At 64.8% G+C, this 19,969-nt stretch carries 19 protein-coding genes; 9 read left to right on the top strand and 10 right to left on the bottom strand.

The features are described 5' to 3' along the window. Positions 1–60 precede the first annotated feature (60 nt). From ccoP to RJ527_03200, 5 genes are all read right to left on the bottom strand, one after another. Positions 61–933 carry a cytochrome-c oxidase, cbb3-type subunit III gene (ccoP, locus tag RJ527_03220; GenBank protein WND76760.1) on the bottom strand — a complete coding sequence of 291 codons (873 nt, stop codon included), beginning with the start codon at positions 931–933 and terminating at the stop codon, positions 61–63. A gap of 2 nt (positions 934–935) precedes the next feature. Beyond that, complete coding sequence (locus tag RJ527_03215; GenBank protein ID WND76759.1) at positions 936–1,100, bottom strand: cbb3-type cytochrome c oxidase subunit 3; 165 nt, start codon at positions 1,098–1,100, stop codon at positions 936–938. 11 nt (positions 1,101–1,111) lie between these two features. Continuing rightward, complete coding sequence (ccoO, locus tag RJ527_03210) at positions 1,112–1,837, bottom strand: cytochrome-c oxidase, cbb3-type subunit II (protein ID WND76758.1); 726 nt, start codon at positions 1,835–1,837, stop codon at positions 1,112–1,114. Positions 1,838–1,860: 23 nt separating this feature from the next. Continuing rightward, complete coding sequence (gene ccoN / locus RJ527_03205; GenBank protein WND78008.1) at positions 1,861–3,330, bottom strand: cytochrome-c oxidase, cbb3-type subunit I; 1,470 nt, start codon at positions 3,328–3,330, stop codon at positions 1,861–1,863. A 461-nt stretch (positions 3,331–3,791) separates the two neighbouring features. Then, entirely contained in the window at positions 3,792–4,289 is a 498-nt protein-coding gene (locus tag RJ527_03200; GenBank protein WND76757.1) for a phasin family protein, read from the bottom strand. A 286-nt stretch (positions 4,290–4,575) separates the two neighbouring features. Between RJ527_03200 and RJ527_03195 the strand changes: the two genes are divergently transcribed. The 5 genes from RJ527_03195 to arsJ all read left to right on the top strand — a co-directional run bounded on the left by RJ527_03195 (position 4,576) and on the right by arsJ (position 9,970). Beyond that, the gene (locus RJ527_03195) at positions 4,576–5,574 is read left to right on the top strand and encodes an NAD(P)-dependent oxidoreductase (GenBank protein WND76756.1); all 999 of its coding nucleotides are present in this window, start codon (positions 4,576–4,578) and stop codon (positions 5,572–5,574) included. A 92-nt stretch (positions 5,575–5,666) separates the two neighbouring features. Beyond that, on the top strand, positions 5,667–6,890 hold the full coding sequence (locus RJ527_03190) for a CaiB/BaiF CoA-transferase family protein (GenBank protein WND76755.1): 1,224 nt from the start codon (positions 5,667–5,669) through the stop codon (positions 6,888–6,890). 12 nt (positions 6,891–6,902) lie between these two features. After that, positions 6,903–7,643: an MBL fold metallo-hydrolase gene (locus RJ527_03185; protein WND76754.1), complete on the top strand. Its 741-nt coding sequence runs from the start codon at positions 6,903–6,905 to the stop codon at positions 7,641–7,643. A gap of 15 nt (positions 7,644–7,658) precedes the next feature. Continuing rightward, on the top strand, positions 7,659–8,723 hold the full coding sequence (locus RJ527_03180) for an ArsJ-associated glyceraldehyde-3-phosphate dehydrogenase (protein ID WND76753.1): 1,065 nt from the start codon (positions 7,659–7,661) through the stop codon (positions 8,721–8,723). A gap of 26 nt (positions 8,724–8,749) precedes the next feature. After that, positions 8,750–9,970 carry an organoarsenical effux MFS transporter ArsJ gene (arsJ, locus tag RJ527_03175; protein ID WND76752.1) on the top strand — a complete coding sequence of 407 codons (1,221 nt, stop codon included), beginning with the start codon at positions 8,750–8,752 and terminating at the stop codon, positions 9,968–9,970. An 11-nt stretch (positions 9,971–9,981) separates the two neighbouring features. On the opposite strand, the gene RJ527_03170 is transcribed toward arsJ, so the two are convergent. The 4 genes from RJ527_03170 to groES all read right to left on the bottom strand — a co-directional run bounded on the left by RJ527_03170 (position 9,982) and on the right by groES (position 14,101). Next, positions 9,982–10,956, bottom strand: coding sequence for a sugar-binding transcriptional regulator (locus RJ527_03170; GenBank protein ID WND76751.1), 975 nt, complete (start codon positions 10,954–10,956; stop codon positions 9,982–9,984). Positions 10,957–11,052: 96 nt separating this feature from the next. Continuing rightward, positions 11,053–11,946: an alpha/beta hydrolase gene (locus RJ527_03165; protein WND76750.1), complete on the bottom strand. Its 894-nt coding sequence runs from the start codon at positions 11,944–11,946 to the stop codon at positions 11,053–11,055. 129 nt (positions 11,947–12,075) lie between these two features. After that, positions 12,076–13,716, bottom strand: a complete 1,641-nt coding sequence (groL, locus tag RJ527_03160; GenBank protein WND76749.1) for a chaperonin GroEL — start codon at positions 13,714–13,716, stop codon at positions 12,076–12,078. A gap of 67 nt (positions 13,717–13,783) precedes the next feature. Continuing rightward, the gene (gene groES, locus RJ527_03155) at positions 13,784–14,101 is read right to left on the bottom strand and encodes a co-chaperone GroES (GenBank protein WND76748.1); all 318 of its coding nucleotides are present in this window, start codon (positions 14,099–14,101) and stop codon (positions 13,784–13,786) included. Positions 14,102–14,397: 296 nt separating this feature from the next. Here groES and RJ527_03150 point away from each other — a divergent pair, with 296 nt between their 5' ends. Then, positions 14,398–14,658, top strand: coding sequence for an usg protein (locus RJ527_03150; GenBank protein WND76747.1), 261 nt, complete (start codon positions 14,398–14,400; stop codon positions 14,656–14,658). Positions 14,659–14,666: 8 nt separating this feature from the next. On the opposite strand, the gene RJ527_03145 is transcribed toward RJ527_03150, so the two are convergent. Beyond that, positions 14,667–16,376 (bottom strand): OPT family oligopeptide transporter, encoded by a 1,710-nt coding sequence (locus tag RJ527_03145; protein WND76746.1) that lies wholly within the window; start codon positions 16,374–16,376, stop codon positions 14,667–14,669. 175 nt (positions 16,377–16,551) lie between these two features. Here RJ527_03145 and RJ527_03140 point away from each other — a divergent pair, with 175 nt between their 5' ends. From RJ527_03140 to RJ527_03130, 3 genes are all read left to right on the top strand, one after another. After that, positions 16,552–16,929, top strand: coding sequence for a response regulator (locus tag RJ527_03140; GenBank protein ID WND76745.1), 378 nt, complete (start codon positions 16,552–16,554; stop codon positions 16,927–16,929). An 83-nt stretch (positions 16,930–17,012) separates the two neighbouring features. Continuing rightward, positions 17,013–17,198 carry a hypothetical protein gene (locus tag RJ527_03135; protein WND76744.1) on the top strand — a complete coding sequence of 62 codons (186 nt, stop codon included), beginning with the start codon at positions 17,013–17,015 and terminating at the stop codon, positions 17,196–17,198. A gap of 1 nt (position 17,199) precedes the next feature. Further along, positions 17,200–19,947: a sensor histidine kinase gene (locus RJ527_03130; GenBank protein ID WND76743.1), complete on the top strand. Its 2,748-nt coding sequence runs from the start codon at positions 17,200–17,202 to the stop codon at positions 19,945–19,947. The last annotated feature ends 22 nt before the right edge of the window (positions 19,948–19,969 follow it).

Here is a 19,969-nt window from a genome sequence, read left to right as displayed (position 1 = left end):
TTCCTGTTCCCGGAACGATCGGCTCCCTCCCCGAGCCGGTGGTGTTTCCTGAAACGTGGGCTACTTGCCGCCCCCTAGCGAGTGGACATAGATGGCCAGTTGCTTGACCGTGGCTTCGTCCAGGTGACGCCCCCAGGCCGGCATGACGCCGCGGCGGCTGTTGGTGATCGTCTCGACAATGGTCGCCTTGTCGCCGCCATAGAGCCAGATGTCGTTGTTCAACGCGGGGGCGCCGAACTCGGCGCTGCCCTGGCCGTTGTCACCGTGACAGGCGGCGCAGTTGTCCGTGAACAGGGGCTTGCCGCGGGCGGCCGCGGCGCTGTCCGCCGCCTGCCCGGACAGGGACAGCACGAACTCGGCCACGTCGGAGACCTGCGCCTTGGTCAGGATGCCGTCGCGTCCGAAGGCGGGCATCTCCGACTGATGGGCCTGTTCGTCCTCGGTGTTGCGGATGCCGTGGGTGATGGTCCGGAAGATGGCGTCGATGGTGCCGCCCCAGATCCATTCGTCGTCGTTCAGGTTGGGGAAGCCCTTGAAGCCCTGGGCGCCCGAACCATGGCACTGCGAACAGTTGACGGCGAAGGCCGACCGACCGCCGGCCAGCGCGAATTCACGCAGGCCCGCGTCGGTGCGGATCTGTTCGAGCGGCGCCTTGCGGATGCGCTCCAGCTGCCCCGCCATGCCCGCCGTCGCCGTCTTGATCTCCTGGGCGACTTCGGCCCGCGAGGAATAGCCGATCATGCCCTTGGTGTGCGAGGAGACCAGCGGCCAGGCGGGATAGACGACCCAGTAACCGATCGACCATACCACGCAGGCCCAGAACACCCATTGCCACCAGCGCGGCAGGGGGTTGTCCAGTTCGCGGATGCCGTTCCATTCGTGGCCGGTCGTCTCGATGCCGGTGAATTCATCAACATGACGGTGATCAGACATGATCAGTCCTCCTTGAACGGAATCTGGGCGGCGTCCTGGAATTTCTTCTTGGCGCTGGGCCGCAGGGCATAGATCAGGACCCCGGCGAACAGGACCGCGAGGTACACGAGGCCCCAGGTCTGGGCGAACATGGCGACCTGTTCGAAGGTCGTGCCGGTGGTTTGCATGGCGCGTCCTCCTAGCGGTAGTTGTCTTCGGCCTTGTAGGCCTTGAAGTCGACCATGGTGCCGAGCACCTGGAGATAGGCGATCAGGGCGTCCATTTCCGTCGGCACGCCCGGCTGGGCGTCGAAGTTGCGGGCCTGGGCGCCGGGATAGCGCTTCTGCATCGCCTCGACGCCGTCACTGTCGGGATTGACCTGGGCTTCCAGGTCCGCCTTGGCGGCTTCGATCATGGCCGCGTCATAGGGCACGCCGACCATCTTGTTGGCGGTCAGGTGGTCCTGGATGTCCTTGTACTTGAGCTGCGTCGTGGCCAGGAACGGATAGCCCGGCATGACCGATTCCGGGACCAGGGAGCGCGGGTCGATCAGATGCGTCTTGTGCCATTCGTCGGAATACTTGCCGCCGACCCGCGCCAGGTCCGGGCCCGTGCGCTTGGAGCCCCACTGGAACGGATGGTCGTACATGCTTTCCGCGGCCAGGGAATAATGGCCGTAGCGTTCCACCTCGTCGCGGAACGGACGGACCATCTGGCTGTGGCAGTTGTAGCAGCCTTCGCGGATGTAGATGTTGCGGCCGGCCAGCTCAAGCGGGGTGTAGGGGCGCATGCCCTTGACCTTCTCGATGGTGCTTTCCAGGTAGAACAGGGGGGCGATTTCCACCAGGCCGCCGATGGACACGACGATCAGGATCCCGATCAGCATCAGGATCGAGTTCTTTTCGAGCTTCGAATGATCGAACATGAGGGTCTCCTTGCCGGGCGGCGTTATTCGGCGGGTGCCGTCAGGGGGGCGGACGGTGTCGTTTCATAGGGGCGTTCGTCGCGGATGCGTCCCTGCGCGGTCTGGTAGACGTTCCACGCCATGACCAGTCCGCCGACCACGTAGAGCAACCCGCCCAGGGCCCGGATGAAGTAGAAGGGATGCATGGCCTCGACCGTTTCCGCGAAGGAGTATTCGAGGAAGCCGAGCGAGTCGTAGGCCCGCCACATCAGCCCCTGCATGATCCCGGAAACCCACATGGCGGAGGCGTAGAGCACGATGCCCACGGTCGCCAGCCAGAAGTGGACGGACACCAGACGCAGGGAATAGAGCTTTTCCGCCGCGAACATGCGCGGCGCCAGATAGTAGATGGCGCCGAAGCTGACCATGCCGACCCAGCCCAAGGCCCCCGAATGAACGTGGCCGATGGTCCAGTCCGTGTAGTGGCTGAGGCCGTTCACCGCCTTGATCGACATCAGCGGCCCTTCGAAGGTCGACATGCCGTAGAACGCGATGGAGATCGCCAGCAGACGCAGGACCGGGTCCGTGCGCAGCTTGTCCCAGGCGCCGGACAGGGTCATCAGGCCGTTGATCATGCCGCCCCAGGACGGCATCCACAGCATGATCGAGAACGTCATGCCCAGGGTCTGCGCCCAGTCGGGCAGGGCCGTGTAATGCAGGTGGTGCGGACCGGCCCAGATATAGAGGAAGATCAGCGACCAGAAGTGGACGATCGACAGGCGGTAGGAATAGACCGGCCGTTCGGCCTGCTTCGGCACATAGTAGTACATGATGCCGAGGAAGCCGGCGGTCAGGAAGAAGCCGACCGCGTTGTGGCCGTACCACCACTGGGTCAGGGCGTCCTGCACGCCGGAGAACAGCGCGTAGCTTTTGGTCGACGTCAGGCTGATCGGCACCGCCAGGTTGTTGATGATGTGCAGCATGGCGATGGTCACGATGAACGCCAGATAGAACCAGTTGGCGACGTAGATATGCGGCTCCTTGCGGCGCCACAGGGTGCCCATGAAGACCAGCAGGTAGGCCACCCAGACGATGGTCAGCCACAGATCGACGTACCATTCCGGTTCGGCGTATTCCTTGGACTGGGTGACGCCCAGGACATAGCCCGAGGCGGCCATCAGCAGGAACAGCTGATATCCCCAGAACACGAACCACGGCGCCCAGCCGCCGGCCAGGCGGGCCTGGCAGGTGCGTTGCACCACATGGAACGAGGTCATCATCAGGACGTTGCCGCCGAAGGCGAAGATCACCGCCGAGGTATGCAGCGGGCGCAGACGGCCGAAATTGGTCCAGGGCAGGTCGAAGTTGAGCACCGGAAAGGCGAGTTGCAACGCGATCACGAGGCCGACCGAGAACCCGACGACGCCCCAGAAGGTCGAGGCGACGACGCCGGCGCGGATGACGCCGTCGTTGTAGTTGATCCCGCCGGGGACGGCCTTGGCCGGGCCGCCCATGTCGCCGTCGCGGGCGATGACCCAGAAGATGCCGAGAAACCCGAACGCGGCCATCAGCAGGCCGTGACCGTACATGACGGCGTCGTCGGCACCGGCCGCGAGGGACAGCCCGAGCAGGCCGATCAGGCCCAATGGCAGGAATACGAGGAATGTCATGGCTCTGCCTCTATCGATTGCACACAACCTGCGCGCCGGCCTGACTGGCGGCACTGAAATCGTCCTCCTACCTACAAAATTCACCCGACGGGCTTCTTGATCTAGGTCAACCCGGGCCCTTTGGCGGGGCAAAATTTGTTGCGGTGCATATAAATTGAACAAACCGCCGCGCGGCACTCCCCACGGGCAACGTATCAGGAAAACCGTAACTAACAAATGTCGGCAATCGCGGGGGCGCGGACAAAAAAAGGGCCCCGCGTTTCCGCGGGGCCAATTTTCAGCAAGTGGATTTGGGCGAACTCAGCTTAGACGGGCTTGAACTTGGAAGCCGCTTCGAAGGCCTTGGTCATCTGCGCCTGGATCGGCGCGAACAGGTCCTTGGCGACGCCCTGGTAAAGCGCGACCGTTTCCTTGGCCATGGCCTGGGCCTTCTTCTGCTCGGCGGCGATCAGGTCGGCCTGCAGCTTCATCAGCTCGGACGGGTCGGTGATCGACATCGCCTTGAAGATCACGGCGACGCGGTCTTCGGCGAGCTCGGTCGCCTGGGAACGGGTCAGCTCTTCGATCTTGCTCAGGTTGCCGGCCGCGGCCTTGGTGGCGGCGACGGCGGCTTCGAAATTCTCGCGATAGGCCGTGACGGCCTGCTCGAACCCTTCGGTGGCCGCGGCGCGGGCCTTGTCGGTTTCGGCCTGGGCGGCGGAAGCGATCTTTTCCTGCTGCGTCTTGGCGGTGTTCACCGCTTCCAGGATGGTTTCCCGAACGGGGGCGAAGGGGTCGGTGGAAGTCGTTTTCTTGGTAGCCATATCAATTCTCCTGTTTCCCAATGTGGCGAAAAGGGGTTTGTCGGGCGGCCCGATCATCGGCACCGCCACAATTGCTGCGATGCAACATTGCTAATATGCCCAACTGATCCGCCACCGTCAAGGATATTTTTGTGCACTGCACAATAAATGTAGGAAGGCCGCCGCCCGCCGGTTTTCGCCGCCTGCGGTGAAAGACCCGCTTGATTCTCGCCCGCCGCTGACTCCTAAATGGCGGCAGATGGGGGCATCACAAGAAACGACAATCCTTTGGGAGGAAGCACCCGCCATGTCCATGAAAGCCGTTCTTTGGCGCCCGATGTACGACCCGGGCGGCCACGACCTTCTGCGCGCCGCCGGGATCGAGCCCGTCGTCGTCGACAGCCCCGACGCCGAGCAGGTCAAGGCAGCCCTCGGCAACGCCAACGCCCTTTGGGTGCGCACGCCCGAACGGGTGACCGCCGAGATCATGGACGCCGCCCCGGGCCTGACCGTGATCTCGACCTCCGGCTTCGGCACCGACAACATCGACATTCCCGCCGCCACGGCGCGCGGCATCCTGGTGGTCAACCACCTGGGCTTCGGGCGCACGCCCGTGGCCGAACATACGGTGATGCTGCTGCTGGCCTGCCTGAAACAACTGACCTGGGGCGACCGCGCGGCCCGCGACGGCACCGCCTGGTCGCAGCGCCAGGGCCTCCAGGTGTATGAACTCGAGGGCCGCACGGTCGGCATCGTCGGGCTCGGCTATATCGGCTCGGAACTGGCGAAGAAGCTGCGCCTCGCCTTCAATTGCCGGGTCCTGGCCTATGACCCCTACGTCAACGCGCGCCTGGCCCTGGTGACGGGGGTGGAAATGTGTACAGACCTCCACGCCATGCTGGCCCAGTGCGACGCGCTGGCCATGGCGGCGGAACTGACCGACGAAACCCGCAACATGATCGGCGCGGCCGAATTGGCGGCGCTTCCCGAAGGCGCCGTGGTCGTCAACGCGGCGCGGGGACAATTGATCGATCTGAACGCGCTCGACGCGGCGCTCGCCGCCGGCCACATCCGGGCGGCCGGGCTCGACGTCGTGTTCCCGGAACCGCTGCCGGCCGACCATGCACTGCTCAAGAACCCCAAGGTCATCTTCACGCCGCATACGGCGGGGGTGACTCAGGAGGCGTCGAAGGCGCTCGCCATCTCGGCGGCCCAGCAGATCACCACGGCCTTACAAGGTGAGATGCCGCCGTTTCCCTTAAACCCTGAGGTCTGGGACAGCCCGCAGTCGCGCCGCCCGCGTTAGGCGCGCAAGGGCCGACGGCCTTACGTGAAGTTACATATGTTTATTTAAATAACATATGTTATTATCCCGATAAACCAACTCGGGAGGCAGGCATGACAACACGCAGCGCCTTGCAGGGAATCACCGTGCTCGACATGAGCCGCGTCCTTGCCGGCCCTTCATCGACCCAACTGCTCGGCGATCTCGGCGCCGAGGTCATCAAGGTGGAACGCCGCGGCGTCGGTGATGAAACCCGCACCTGGGGGCCGCCCTATATGAAGGATGCCCACGGCAACGACAGCAGCGAAAGCGCCTACTACCTGTCGGCCAACCGCAACAAGCGGTCCGTCACGGTCGACATCGCCAAGCCGGAGGGCGTCGCCCTGGTCCGCCGCATGCTGGCCAAGTCGGACGTGCTGATCGAAAACCTGAAGGTCGGCGGCATGGCGAAATACGGCCTGGGGTACGATGATCTGAAGGCCGATTTCCCCGGTCTCGTCTATTGCTCGATCACCGGCTATGGCCAGACCGGCCCCTACGCACCGCGCCCCGGATACGACATGATGGCGCAGGGATTGGGGGGGCTGATCAGCATGACCGGCGAACCCGGCAGGCTTCCGGTCAAGGTGCCGATCGCCGTCAACGACGTGATGACCGGTATGTACGCGGCGGTCGCCATCCTGGCGGCGCTGCGTCATCGGGACGCCACCGGCGAGGGCCAGCACATCGACCTGGGCCTGCTCGATGTTCAGGTCGGCTGGCTCTACAACCAGGGCATGAACTATTTGATCGGCGGCACGATCCCGGAACGCCTGGGCACCGCCCATCCCAACACGGTGCCTTATCAGGCGTTCGAGACGCAGGACGGTTTCGTCATCATGGGCGCCAACAACGACGATCAGTTCCGGCGCTTTTGCGACATGGCCGGCGAACCGGAACTGGCCACTGACCCGCGCTTCGCAACCAACCCGGACCGGCTCAAGAACCGCGACGTCCTTATCGCCAAGGTGCAGGAAATCATGCATCGGCGGACCAGCGCTGAATGGATCGAGGACCTGAGCGAGGCGAGTCTGCCCGTCTGTCCGATCAACGATCTGAATCAGGTGTTCGCCGATCCCCACGTGCAGGCCCGTGGCATGAAGATATCCATGCCCCATGGCGCCGCCGGCGGCCGGCCGGTGGACATGATCGGCAATCCCATCAAGATGTCGGGAACGCCCGTATCCTACCGCCGCCCGCCGCCGGCCCTGGGCGAGCACACCGACGAAGTCCTGAACGACGTGTTCGGCCTGTCGCATGACGAGATTTCCCGTCTGCGCGCCGACGAAATCATCTAGGAGGAACATTCCATGAGCGTGACAGTCACTTTTGTCGGGTCGGGCGATGCCTTCGGCGCCGGCGGCAGGTTCCAGACCTGTTACATGGTCGATGCGCCGGGCTTTCGCTACGTCATCGATTTCGGCGCCACCAGCATGACCGCCTTGAACCAACTGGGCATCGACCACACCACCATCGATGCCGTGGTGCTGACCCATATCCACGGCGACCATTGCGGCGGCCTGCCCTTTTTCCTGATGGATTCCATGTTGGGCGCCAAGCGGACGAAACCCCTGGTGATCGCCGGGCCGCGCGACACCCAGGTCCGCATCGCGGGAATCTGCGAGGCTTTGATGCCGGGCATGCACGCCATGTCACCAAAGTTTCAACTTAGTTATGTAGAAATGCCGGTCATGCAGGAATCACAGATCGGCCCGTTGACGGTCACCCCCTATCCGGCGGCGCATACGGGGGAGACCAATCCCACCAGCCTGCGCACGGAGATCGCCGGGAAAGTCGTGTCTTATACGGGCGACAGCGCCTGGACCAAGCACATGCCGGCGCTGGCCCGGGATGCCGACCTGTTCATCTGCGAATGCTATTTTTACGGCAAGCCCATCAAGTTCCACATGAACTACCCCGATATTGTCGAGCATCGGGACGATCTGACGCCCAAACGCATGATCCTGACCCATTTCAGCCGCGAGATGATGCCGCACAAGGACGAGGTGCCCGAGGAAACGGCTTATGACGGGCTGGTCGTGAACCTTTAGGAGAAGACAGAAGACATGACCGTACGCGTTGCAATCAACGGCTTCGGCCGCATGGGCCGTCTGGCCCTGCGCGCGGCCTGGGGGTTCGATCCGGCCCGGCCGGCCAGCCTGCAAGGCCCCGGCGGGGCCTGGGGCAAGGGCGACATCGACATCGTCCACATCAACGAGCCCGGCGGCACGGCGGAGATGGCGGCACACCTGATGGCGTTCGACAGCGTGCATGGCCGCTGGCCGGTCGCGGCGCGGGCGGACGGCGCGGATGCCGTCGTCCTCGGCAACCGGCGGATCGGATATTCCAGCGCCTCGAAACCGGCTGAAATCGACTGGGCCGCCCTGGGCGTGGATCTGGTGCTGGAATGTTCCGGCAAGTTCAAGACCCGCGACGCCGTGAAGCCCTATTACGCCGCCGGGGTCAGGAAGGTCGTCGTCTCCGCGCCGGTGAAGGGCGACGCGCTCAACATCGTCATGGGCGTCAACGACGATCTCTACGATCCCAAGGTCCACGATCTGGTGACCGCGGCGTCCTGCACCACCAACTGTCTGGCGCCTGTGGTCAAGGTGATCCATGAAGGCATCGGCATCGACCACGGCATGATCACCACCATCCACGACGTCACCAACACGCAGACGGTGATCGACAAGCCCATGAAGGACATGCGCCGGGCGCGCTCGGCGCTCGCCAACCTGATCCCCACCTCGACCGGGTCGGCCACGGCGATCACCATGATCTTCCCGGAACTGAAAGGGAAACTGGACGGCATCGCCGTGCGCGTTCCTCTGCTCAACGCCTCCATCACGGATTGTGTGTTCGAAGTGTCGCGCAAGACGACGGTGGAAGAGATCAATGGCCTGTTGCGCCGGGCGGCCGACGGGCCGCTTGCGGGCATTCTCGATGTCGAGGACCGGCCCCTGGTGTCCAGCGACTTCAAGAGCGACACCCATTCGTCCATCATCGACGCGCCGTCGACCATGGTCACGGACGGCACCCAGGTGAAGATCATCGCCTGGTACGACAACGAGATGGGCTATGCCCACCGCCTGTACGAACTGACGGAGAAGGTGGCGCGGTCGATCAACTGATCCGGCCCGCCTTGGAGCATCAAGCGATGTTGGATGTTCGAAAATACGCCGTCGTCACCGCCGCCTATTGGGGCTTCATGCTCACGGACGGCGCCTTGCGCATGCTCGTGCTGCTGCACTTCCACCGGCTGGGCTACACCCCGTTCGAACTGGCGGTGCTGTTCCTTGCCTATGAACTCATGGGCATCGTCACCAACGCCGGTGGCGGCTGGGTGGCGTCGCGGTTCGGGTTGAAACTGACGTTAACCGGCGGCCTGTTGCTTCAGGTTGTTGCCCTGCTCTCCCTCTCCGCGCTCGACCCCGCCTGGCCCAAGGAGGCGTCCGTGCTGTTCGTTCTCGTGGTTCAGGGCCTGTCCGGCGTCGCCAAGGACCTGACGAAGATGAGCTCGAAAAGCGCGCTCAAATTCGTCGTGCCGGAGAACGAAACCGGCGGACTTTACCGCTGGGTCGCCTTGTTGACGGGCTCCAAGAACGCCATCAAGGGGCTGGGTTTCTTCATCGGCGCGCTGCTGCTGTCCGTCGCCGGGTTCAAGGGCGGCCTGTGGCTGATGGCCGGTTTTCTTACGGTCATCCTGATGGGCGCCGTCCTGTCGGTCGAAAAGGGCATGGGCAAGGCCAAGAAGAAGGCCAAGTTCACCGAGATTTTCTCCAAGTCGCGGGAGATCAACCTGCTGTCGGCGGCGCGGGTGTTCCTGTTCGGCGCCCGCGACGTGTGGTTCGTCGTCGGCGTACCCGTGTTCCTGTACGACCAATTGGGTTGGACCTTCAATCAGGTCGGCGCCTTCATGGCCGCCTGGGTGATCGGCTATGGTTTCGTGCAGGCAATCGCGCCGAAACTGACGTCGCGGTCGCCCGACGGGTTGAGCACCGAAGTCCGCGCCGCAAGGGTCTGGCTGGTCATGCTCGCCCTGACCGTCGTGGTGATCATTGCGGCGTTGCGCATCGGCGTCGATCCGGCGATCGCCTTGATCGCCGGTCTGGCCGTGTTCGGAATCGTGTTCGCCGTGAATTCCGCCGTGCATTCCTATCTGATTCTGGCGCTCTCGGAGAACGAGGGCGTGACCATGAACGTGGGGTTCTACTACGGCGCCAACGCCACCGGGCGCCTGCTGGGAACCCTGTTGTCCGGCATTTCCTATCAATGGGCGGGGATCGACGGATGCCTGATGGCCGCGTTCGCGTTCCTTGCCGCCGCCACGGTCTTTACGTCGCTCCTCAGCGACAAGCGCGCGTTGCACACGGCGTAAAGAAGCAGCCCCTAATCGCGCAGCAGCACCGCCGCGCACTTCTCGTCCGTGATCAACGTATTGGCCAGACCGGCGGCCAGGGCGGCGCGCACGATCTCGGCCTTGAACGTGCCGCCGGCCGCAAGGATGACATTGGGAATGCGGCGCAACGTGTCGAAAGGCACCGACAGGGTGCGGGCATTGATCTCGTGATCGATCATCCGTCCGTCCGCGTCGATGAAATAGTCGCAGATATTGCCGACCGACCCTGCATCTTTCAGGTCCGCTACCTGATCGTGTGTCAGGACGCCGTATTCCACCATCTTCGTCTTGGCGGACAGATCGACCGCCGAAATCAGCGCGACCCCGCAACGTTCGGCGATGGCATAGACCTGACGCACAGGCGCGCTGTCCGCAAAGGCGGCGCGGGCGGCCGCGGTCTCGGCGATCATCGGCGCCGTCATGTAGTAGCACCGGGCATCCAGCACCCGGGCGAAGGCGGCCGCGTTGTCATAGGGATTGATGGCGCCGCTTTGCGACAGGCCGCCTGATAGGGAAACGACGGTGTTTGTCGCGCCCTCGCGCGGGATCAGGGTTTGGCCGGCGGCGTGGATGGTCGCCCCCCAGCCGAGACCCAGAAGCGCATCGGGCGCCAAGACACCGGATACGTATTGTCCTGCCGCCAAGCCGACGACGCGGCGCACGTCATCCTCGTCGATGGGGGCGGGGACGACCACGGCATCCTTTAGGCCAAAACGGTTGCGCAGCGCATTCTCCGCCTCGAGGCAGGGCGCCAAAGGCAGGTTTAGGGTCACGCGGACATGGCCCTCCCGCCGCGCTTCGTTGATGATTCGGTTCACAGTGGCGCGATTGAGCCTCACGCGGTCGGCCACTTCCTGCTGTGTCTGTCCCTCGCGGAAGTGGTACCAGCAGATGCGTGCGACGAGCGCCGGATCGACGGCGGCGTAGCGGGCGCCGGAGGTGCTGTTTTTGGGCCTTCTTGCCATGCCGTATCCTAGCCTTCTGGATGGCGCCAGGCGAGCTACAATGGCTTGAAAATGCTGCCTTCCGGCCATCGGGGCATTGGGCGTCCCTGGTATGGATTACATGGCTAATCCCAGCAGGCGCAGCGCCGCCTGGTGGACCGGGCTTTCCGGCCGGCCCAGTTCACGGCTCATGGTGAAATGGTGGATGCCGGGCAAGTCCGTTTCGCGGACCGTCAGCCCGGCGTCCCGCATCGCCTGGGCGAAATCCCGGCCCTGGCGACGGAATTCGGCCAGCTCGCCGTCGCCGTAGAACAGATCGACGGGCGGCAGGCCCGGGCGCAGGTGGCGGATCGGGCTGTTCCGCGCGACCGCGTCGTCGTCCAGGTTAAGATAGCCGTTGCGATAGCTCAGGCGCGGCGGCGTCAGTTCGTAAATGCCGCTGGTGATGACCGTGCCCTTGACCGTGTCGGCGGGCAGGCCGCCCCAGGCTTCGCCCGGGGAGGTCCAATTCGTCACCGCCATCATTGCCGCCTGATGGGCGCCCGAGGAATGCCCGGCGGCGATCAGGCGGTTTGCGTCGGCATTCATGTCCGCCGCATGGGCGTGGACCCAGGCCAGGGCTCGGCGGCTCTGGTCGACGATTTGGTCGAGCGAGGCCTTGGGCGCCAGGGTGAAGTTGATGAAGGCCACCGCCGCCCCCGCCGCGACCAGGGCCGGGGCGAGGTGGCTTTCGTTGGCCTTGTCGCCGCGCGTCCAGGCGCCGCCGTGATAGAACACCGCGACCGGCGCGCCGGGGGTAGCGGCGGGGAAGATATCCAGGGTTTCGTCCGGGCCGTCGCCGTAGGCGATGTCGAGGCGGCAATCCAGATCGGCCCGCGCGCGGACGCTGGCGGTGGCGTTCTCGGCGACATAGGCGTCGCCGTCGGGCACCAGGGAGCGTTGGTCGTATTGGCGGTCCAGTTCGGCCTGGTCGTAGTCGAGCCAGATTTTCGGCGCGGCGGTGCTGTCCATGGTGGCGGGTGTCCCGGGTCGGTTGATCCTCAATCCCTACATAACCAGCGCCGCGTCCGGATGCCACAAAAGAAAGGCCGCCGGTCCATATGACCGGCGGCCAGGGCTCACTTGGGTATTGGCGGAGAGTTAGAAGTCCATGCCGCCCATGTCCGGCATGCCGGCACCCGCGCCGGCGTCCTTCTTGGGTTCGGGCTTTTCGGCGATCATGGCTTCCGTGGTGATCAGCAGGCCGGCGACGGAGGACGCGTCCTGCAACGCCGTGCGCACCACCTTGGTCGGGTCGACGATGCCGTTCTTGACCAGGTTCTGGTATTCCCCGGTCTGGGCATTGAAGCCCCAGTTGGTGTCCTTCTGATCGCTCAGCTTGCCGGCGACCACGGCACCGTCGAAGCCGGCGTTCTCGGCGATCTGCCGCACCGGGGCCTGCAAGGCGCGGCGCACGATGTCGATGCCGACCTGCTGGTCGTGGTTTTCCGGCTTCAGGCCGTTCAGGGCGCGCACGGCGTAAAGCAGGGCCGTGCCGCCGCCGGCGATGATGCCTTCCTCGACGGCCGCGCGGGTCGCGTGCAGGGCGTCGTCGACGCGGTCCTTCTTCTCCTTGACCTCGACCTCGGTGGCGCCGCCGACCTTGATCACCGCGACGCCGCCGGCCAGCTTGGCCAGGCGCTCCTGCAACTTCTCGCGGTCGTAGTCCGAGGTGGTTTCCTCGATCTGCGCCCGGATCTGGTTGCAGCGCGCCTCGATGTCCTTCTTCGACCCGGCGCCGTCGACGACGGTGGTGTCGTCCTTGGTGATCGACACCTTCTTGGCCGTGCCCAGCATGTCGAGGGTCACGTTCTCCAACTTGATGCCCAGGTCTTCGGAGATCACCTGGCCCTTGGTCAGGATCGCGATGTCTTCCAGCATGGCCTTGCGGCGGTCGCCGAAGCCCGGCGCCTTCACGGCGGCGACCTTCAGACCACCGCGCAGCTTGTTGACGACCAGGGTCGCCAGCGCTTCGCCCTCGATGTCCTCGGCGATGATCAGAAGCGGCTTGCCCGACTGCACGACGGCTTCCAGCACCGGCAGCATGGCCTGCAGGTTCGACAGCTTCTTCTCGTGGATCAGGATGTAGGGGTTATCCAGTTCGCAGGCCATCTTGTCGGCATTGGTCACGAAATAGGGCGACGAATAGCCGCGGTCGAACTGCATGCCTTCGACCACGTCCAGTTCCGTTTCCAGGCTCTTGGCCTCTTCCACGGTGATGACGCCTTCATTGCCGACCCGCTGCATGGCCTCGGCGATGATGTCGCCGATGGAGCGGTCGCCGTTGGCGGAAATGGTGCCGACCTGGGCCACTTCCTCGTTGGTCTTGACCGGGTGGGAACGCTTCTTGACGTCGGCCACGACGGCTTCGACGGCCATGTCGACGCCGCGTTTCAGGTCCATCGGGTTCATGCCGGCGGCCACGGCCTTGGCGCCCTCGCGGACGATGGCCTGGGCCAGCACGGTGGCGGTGGTGGTGCCGTCACCGGCCAGGTCATTGGTCTTGGACGCCACTTCCTTGATCATCTGGGCGCCCATGTTCTCGAACTTGTCGGTCAGCTCGATCTCCTTGGCGACGGTGACGCCGTCCTTGGTGATGCGCGGCGCGCCGAACGCCTTGTCGATCACGACGTTGCGGCCCTTGGGGCCGAGGGTCACCTTGACGGCGTTGGCCAGGGTGTCCACGCCCTTGAGAAGGCGCGCCCGTGCGTCGCCATGAAACTTCACTTCTTTCGCAGCCATGTTCGATCACTCCTTTTAAGAGAGGCAGCTTTCAAATTGCTGATGGGTTGATGTGGGATCGGACGCCTTAGGCGGCCTTCTTGGTTTTCGCGGCCTGGGTGGCCTCGATGACGCCGAGGATGTCGGACTCCTTCATGATCAGAAGTTCCTCGCCGTCGATGGTCACTTCCGTGCCCGACCATTTGCCGAACAGGACCCGGTCGCCGGCCTTGACGTCCAGCGGCGTGACCGTGCCGTCCTCGGCCTTATGGCCCGAACCGACGGCGATGACCTCGCCCTCCATGGGCTTTTCCTTGGCCGTGTCGGGGATGATGATCCCGCCCTTGGTCTTTTCGTCCTGTTCGATGCGGCGGACGAGAACCCGGTCGTGAAGAGGTTTGAACATGCGATGGCTCCTCTTGAACATTCCTTGGTTGAGCAAGCAAATGACGGGAGAAAACCCTTGGGAATCCGGCATTTCCCCCCGTTTCCGCGAAAAAATTTAGTCGCCGATCCCGCGCCTTCAAGCCCCTTCGGGCAGAAAAATTCACCGGCCGGCGCGCGATTGGCAGCACTCTCCGCCGGAGGCTGCTAATCCATTGTTTTTACGCAATAATTATTGACGCATTGGAAAATTTCGGGCGACAATTCAGGCGTCCAGGGAGGACATGCAAGACGCGCGCTCAAGACGGAGGGTCTCACATGTCATTGGAAGTACAGCTTTCAGGCTATCGCCTGACCACCGCCGAAATCACCTACCGGCGCCCGGACCACCTTCACCTCCTTCAGGATTACATTTGGCAGGATATGGACATCGCCCCGGACTTTCCCGTGCTGCGCCGGTTCCTGGACTTCTGGGAAAACAATCTGGAGGGCCCCCTGCATTCCGTGCGCGTCGCCTCGGCGGCGCTGGTCAAGCCGGCGGAATTCCGTCTGGTCGGCGGGATGATGCGCCTGCACTGAGGCGTTAATCAGCCCGCCATGCGGGCGAGCGCCAGGGCGACGCCGATCAGGCTTTCTCCGGCGACCAGACCGGCGGCGACGGCCGTGCCGTTGCGTTCCGTCCATTCGGGATTGAGGCGCGCGGCCCCGGCCGCGATGACCGCGCCCAGGCACAGCGAGATCGAATTCCACGCGGGAATGACGAAGGCGACTCCGGCGGCGGGGGCGCTGGGCAGAAAGCGGGAGACGCGCTCGGGTGCCAAGCGGTCGGCCGCGCCCAGGATCACGCCCAGCACCGCCGCCACGGCCATGGCGGGCGCCGCCCCCTCGGGAATAGCACTCAGGCCCGCCGACATCACCTCGGCCACGGCCTTCCAGGTCGCCACGGCGGGGGCCGGCCAGTCGGGCGTCATCAGCATGGCGGCGGGGTCGGGGATCAGGGCGAGATAGACCGCCGCCCCGGCCAGCGATCCGGTCAGCACGCCCAGCGCCTGCGCATAGATCTGCAACCGCGGCGTCGCGCCGACCAGGGATCCGGTCTTCAGATCGTGCATCATGTCGGCGCATTGCCCGGCGGCGCCGCCGGTGATGTTGGCGGTCATCAGGTTGGCCGCCATGTCGCCGGGCGTGACGGCGCCGTAGGTCAATTGCGTCACCTTGCCCAAGGCACCCACAGGCGTGACCCCCGTTTCCCCCGACACCCGGGCGGCGATCACGGCGAGGACATAGCTGAGCGCCACGGCCAGCACCGACACCCAGACCGGCAGGCCGAACAGGGCCCATCCGGCGATGCAGATCAACGCCGTCACCCCGGCCAGCGCCAGGGCGTAGCCGCGTCCCATCCGCCGATCCGCGCCGATCAGCCGCCGGCGGATGCGCAGGACCGAAATCGCGAAGGACGTCAGGGCCGCCGTGACCGTCAGGGTCACCCCCGGCCACAACAACCAGGCGACCAGTTCGGAAAACCAGACCGTGCCGGGTGCGCCCGCCTGGGCCCACCCCCGGTCCAGCACCCAGGGGGCGAGCACGCCCCAGGATGCGCCCGCGCCGAGCAGCAACGACAGCCCCGCGCGCGGGCCGATCAGCGCCCCGAAGCCGATCATCAGCAGCGACGGGTCGAAGGACATGCCCAGGTTCTTGAAGGTCACGCCCCCGGCAAGTGATCCCGGCAGGGCCAGACGTGGCACCGCCGCCGCCAGATCGACGGCCAGTTTGACCGCCGCCGAGACCCCGGCCGCCGCCAGCAGGGCGTGCAGGCGGGCCGTCTGTTCGCGGCCCTTGCCGTGAATACGTTTCAGGGTTTCCGCCGTCGCCAGACCGGCGGGAAAGGCGAGGTTCTCGTGCTCGATCATCTGGCGGCGCAGGCCGGCGGCGACAACCACGCCCAGGATCGACACACAGAACACCCAGAACGCCAGCACGGGCCATTGCAGGGTCTGCCCGGTCAGCAGCGTCAGGGCCGGAATCGGCGCGACCAGCCCGCCCGACACGATGGAGGCCGAGGCCGAGGCCGCCGTCTGGTTGATGTTGTTTTCCCTGAGGCCCAAAGGCGCCGTGCCGAGGCCGCGTTCGGCCAGGCGCCAGGCCCCCACGGCCAGCAGCCCGGCGGCGATCGACATGTTGAAGGACCAGCCGATCTTGAGCCCTGAATAGACGTTGCAGGGGGTCAGGGCCGCGCCCAGAAGCATGCCGGTCAGAACCGCGCGGCGGGTGAACTCGACGGGACTTTCCTGTTTCATGCCGTCCAGGCTTTGCAGACGGGGTTCCGTCTGTCAAACCGGGGCGTCAAACCAGGCTTGGCCGGGATGGTGTCAGAAATCTTGCGGCGGCGGCGGATCTACGGAGTATAATCGGGCAAAAGCCGGTGACGGCACGCGTGCGCGGATCACGCGCCGAAAATAATGGGAGACGTTCATGGATCACTCCGTTCTGGTGGTCGAAGACGACGACAACATTGTCCTGTCGCTGAAATTCCTGCTCGAAAAGTCGGGGTTCGCGACGCGCGTCGTCGGCGACGGGAATGCGGCGCTCGGCGAAATGCGCGCGGCCAAACCGGACGTCGTGCTGTTGGACGTCATGCTGCCGGAGCGGGACGGCTTTTCCGTGTGCGAGGAAATACGCGGCAACAGCGCCTGGTCCGACGTTCACATCATCATGCTGACGGCCAAGGGGCGCGAGGCGGACCGCGAAAAGGGCCTGTCCGCCGGGGCAGACGACTTCATCACCAAACCGTTTTCCACCCGCGACCTGGTCACCAGGGTCAAGGCCGCCGTTGGGTTGGCCGTGGACTGATGGCGGGCGGCCCGGCACGCGATCCCGAGCCACGCCGGGCGGGTGCCCCGGAGCGGGGAACAAGCCGGGTCGGCGCTTTTTCCGTGTCGCTGTTTTTGGTCGCCACGCTGCTGTTTCTGCCGCCGCTGGTGACCCTCGGCGAAGGGGCGGCCGACCTGTTCGGGCTGCCGCGGATTTTTGTGGTTCTGTTCGCCGTTTGGATCGGCGTCGTCGCCGCGATCTACCTGATTGCCGAACGCGTCGACCGCTCGGCCCCACGGGACGACTGAGGTGCTCGAAGGCTGGGTCATCTTCATCGCGTCGGTGGCCTATCTCGGCCTGCTGTTCGCCATCGCCTTCTGGGGCGACAAGCGGGCGGATGCCGGGCGCTCGATCCTCAACAATCCCTATATCTACGCGCTGTCCATGGCGGTCTATTGCACGAGCTGGACCTTCTACGGCAGTGTCGGCCGGGCCGCGACCTCGGGCCTGGATTTCCTGCCGATCTATCTGGGGCCGACCCTGGTGCTGGTGCTGTGGCCCTTCGTGCTGGAAAAGATGGTCCGCATCTCGGCGGAAAACCGCATCACCTCGATCGCCGATTTCATCGCCTCGCGATACGGCAAAAGCATCTATCTCGGCGGCCTCGTCACGGTGATCGTGGTGTTCGGCATCCTGCCCTACATCGCGCTACAGCTTAAGGCCGTGTCGACCAGTTTCACCGTGCTGATTCAGTATCCGGAAATCGTCATGCCGCGCCATCTGGGCCGCGTGCCGCTGTTCCAGGACACGGCCTTTTTCGTGGCCCTGATCATGGCCCTGTTCGCGATCCTGTTCGGCACCCGCCACATCGACGCCTCGGAACATCACGAAGGCATGGTGATCGCCGTCGCCTTCGAATCGATCATCAAGCTGCTGGCGTTCCTTGCCGTCGGGTTTTACGTCACCTACGGCGTGTTCGACGGGTTCGGCGACCTGTTCGCCAAAGGCAACGCGGTGCCCGAGATCTCCCAACTGTTCCACCAGGTCGGGGCCGGGGGCTATGCGCAATGGTCGACCCTGCTGGTGCTGTCCATGTTCGCCATCGTCTGCCTGCCGCGCCAATTCCAAGTCGGCGTGGTCGAGAACGTCAACCCGGACCATGTGCGCAAGGCGGCCTGGCTGTTCCCGCTCTATCTGATCCTGATCAACGTGTTCGTGCTGCCCATCGCCATCGGCGGCCTGTTGCAGTTTCCCGACGGCGGCGTCGACGCGGATACCTTCGTCTTGACCGTGGCCATGGCCAATCAGAACGAGGGCATGGCTCTGTTCGCCTATATCGGCGGTCTGTCGGCGGCCACGGGCATGCTGATCGTCGCGACCATCGCGCTGTCGACCATGGTGTGCAACGATCTTGTGGTGCCGGTGCTGCTGCGCATGCGGTGGTTCCAGGCCCGGTTCACGGGCGACCTGTCGGCCTTCCTTTTGTTCGTCCGGCGCAGCGCGATCCTGTTCGTGCTGCTGCTCGCCTATACCTACATGCGGCTGATCGGGGAATCCTACGCCCTGGTCACCATCGGCCTGGTGTCCTTCGCCGCGGCGGCGCAGTTCGCGCCGTCGCTGCTGGGCGGGATATTCTGGAAGGGCGGCACGCGGGCCGGCGCCATGACCGGCCTATTGTTGGGCACCGCCATGTGGTTCTACACCCTGGTGTTGCCGTCCTTCGCGCGGTCGGGCTGGGTCGACATGAGCCTGATCGAATTGGGCCCCTACGGCATCGAGTTCCTGAAGCCCTATGCCCTGTTCGGGCTCGACGGGATCGACCATCTGTCCCATTCCCTGTTCTGGTCGATGCTGGTCAATATCGGCGGCTTCGTCTGGGTGTCGCTGCTCAGCCGGGCCAGCGATTTGGAGCAGTTGCAGGCCGGCGAGTTCGTGCAGAAGTTGGACAGCCCGGGGGCGAAGCCGGTCACCGTGTGGCGTGGTTCCGCCCCGGTCGGCGAACTGAAGGCCGTGCTGCGGCGCTTTCTGGGTAACGATCGGGCGGGGGCGGCGCTCGCCGGCTTCGCCGAACGCCAGGGCCTTAACCTCGATCCCCGGGCGGAGGCGGCGCCGGCGCTGGTGTCTTTCGCCGAACGGCAGTTGGCGGGGGTCATCGGCGCGGCCTCGGCCCAGGCCGTGGTGGCCAGCGTGACCAAGGGTGAGGTCGTCAGCACCGAGGACCTGATGCGCATTCTCGACGAAACGTCGCAGGTCATCGAGTACTCCCACGAGCTCGAGGAAAAATCCAAGGCGCTTGAGGAAACCACGGCCGAGCTGCGGGCGGCCAACGAGCGGCTTAAGGAACTGGACCGCATGAAGGACAACTTCATCACCACCGTGGGCCATGAGTTCCGCACGCCGTTGACATCGATTCGCGCGGCGGGAGAAATCCTGTCCGACAACCCGGCTCTGCGCGGGGCGGAGCGCGACCGTTTCTACAGCGTCGTCGTCGCCGAAACCCAGCGCCTGACGCGCCTGATCGACCAGCTTCTCGATCTTTCGAAGATGGAGGCGGGGAATTTGGAATGGCGGATGGCGCCGCTCGACCTGGCGGCGACCATCGAGGCGGCCGCGGCCGCGGCGTCGCCTCTGGTCCAGGCCGAGGGCGTGCGCCTGGACCTGGACCTTCCCGGTGGTCTGCCCCGGGTTCATGCCGACCGTGACCGGCTGATCCAGGTTCTGGTCAACCTGATTTCCAATGCCGTGAAATTCTGCGATCCGAACGAGGGGCATATCCGCATTACCGCCACGGCGGACGCCGGCCACGCCACCGTCGACGTGATCGACAACGGTCCCGGCGTGGCGCCCGGCGAACGGGACCGCATTTTCGAACGTTTCCAGCAGGGCGGATCGGGCGAAACCCTGACCAACAAGCCCAAGGGCACGGGATTGGGACTCGCCATTTGCCGCGAGATTGTCGAGCGTTTCGGCGGCAAGATATGGGTCGAGCCGGCGCCGGGGCGGGGCTCCGTATTCCGTTTCACGCTGCCGGCATCGGCCGTGGACGCGGCATGCTGAGCGGCGTCCATGCCGCCATGAT

It is taken from the genome of Thalassospiraceae bacterium LMO-SO8, from assembly GCA_031655335.1.
GTDB lineage: Bacteria > Pseudomonadota > Alphaproteobacteria > Rhodospirillales > Casp-alpha2 > UBA1479.
The sequence above is the reverse complement of the archived record's forward strand: the minus strand, read 5'-3'. Positions and strand labels throughout refer to the sequence as shown.

Excerpts from the sequence above, each read along its gene's own strand:
- ccoP (WND76760.1), bottom strand. The coding sequence starts at position 933 with ATGTCTGATCACCGTCATGTTGATGAATTCACCGGCATCGAGACGACC.
- RJ527_03215 (WND76759.1), bottom strand. The coding sequence starts at position 1,100 with ATGCAAACCACCGGCACGACCTTCGAACAGGTCGCCATGTTCGCCCAG.
- ccoO (WND76758.1), bottom strand. The coding sequence starts at position 1,837 with ATGTTCGATCATTCGAAGCTCGAAAAGAACTCGATCCTGATGCTGATC.
- ccoN (WND78008.1), bottom strand. The coding sequence starts at position 3,330 with ATGGGCGGCCCGGCCAAGGCCGTCCCCGGCGGGATCAACTACAACGAC.
- RJ527_03200 (WND76757.1), bottom strand. The coding sequence starts at position 4,289 with ATGGCTACCAAGAAAACGACTTCCACCGACCCCTTCGCCCCCGTTCGG.
- RJ527_03195 (WND76756.1), top strand. The coding sequence starts at position 4,576 with ATGTCCATGAAAGCCGTTCTTTGGCGCCCGATGTACGACCCGGGCGGC.
- RJ527_03190 (WND76755.1), top strand. The coding sequence starts at position 5,667 with ATGACAACACGCAGCGCCTTGCAGGGAATCACCGTGCTCGACATGAGC.
- RJ527_03185 (WND76754.1), top strand. The coding sequence starts at position 6,903 with ATGAGCGTGACAGTCACTTTTGTCGGGTCGGGCGATGCCTTCGGCGCC.
- RJ527_03180 (WND76753.1), top strand. The coding sequence starts at position 7,659 with ATGACCGTACGCGTTGCAATCAACGGCTTCGGCCGCATGGGCCGTCTG.
- arsJ (WND76752.1), top strand. The coding sequence starts at position 8,750 with ATGTTGGATGTTCGAAAATACGCCGTCGTCACCGCCGCCTATTGGGGC.
- RJ527_03170 (WND76751.1), bottom strand. The coding sequence starts at position 10,956 with ATGGCAAGAAGGCCCAAAAACAGCACCTCCGGCGCCCGCTACGCCGCC.
- RJ527_03165 (WND76750.1), bottom strand. The coding sequence starts at position 11,946 with ATGGACAGCACCGCCGCGCCGAAAATCTGGCTCGACTACGACCAGGCC.
- groL (WND76749.1), bottom strand. The coding sequence starts at position 13,716 with ATGGCTGCGAAAGAAGTGAAGTTTCATGGCGACGCACGGGCGCGCCTT.
- groES (WND76748.1), bottom strand. The coding sequence starts at position 14,101 with ATGTTCAAACCTCTTCACGACCGGGTTCTCGTCCGCCGCATCGAACAG.
- RJ527_03150 (WND76747.1), top strand. The coding sequence starts at position 14,398 with ATGTCATTGGAAGTACAGCTTTCAGGCTATCGCCTGACCACCGCCGAA.
- RJ527_03145 (WND76746.1), bottom strand. The coding sequence starts at position 16,376 with ATGAAACAGGAAAGTCCCGTCGAGTTCACCCGCCGCGCGGTTCTGACC.
- RJ527_03140 (WND76745.1), top strand. The coding sequence starts at position 16,552 with ATGGATCACTCCGTTCTGGTGGTCGAAGACGACGACAACATTGTCCTG.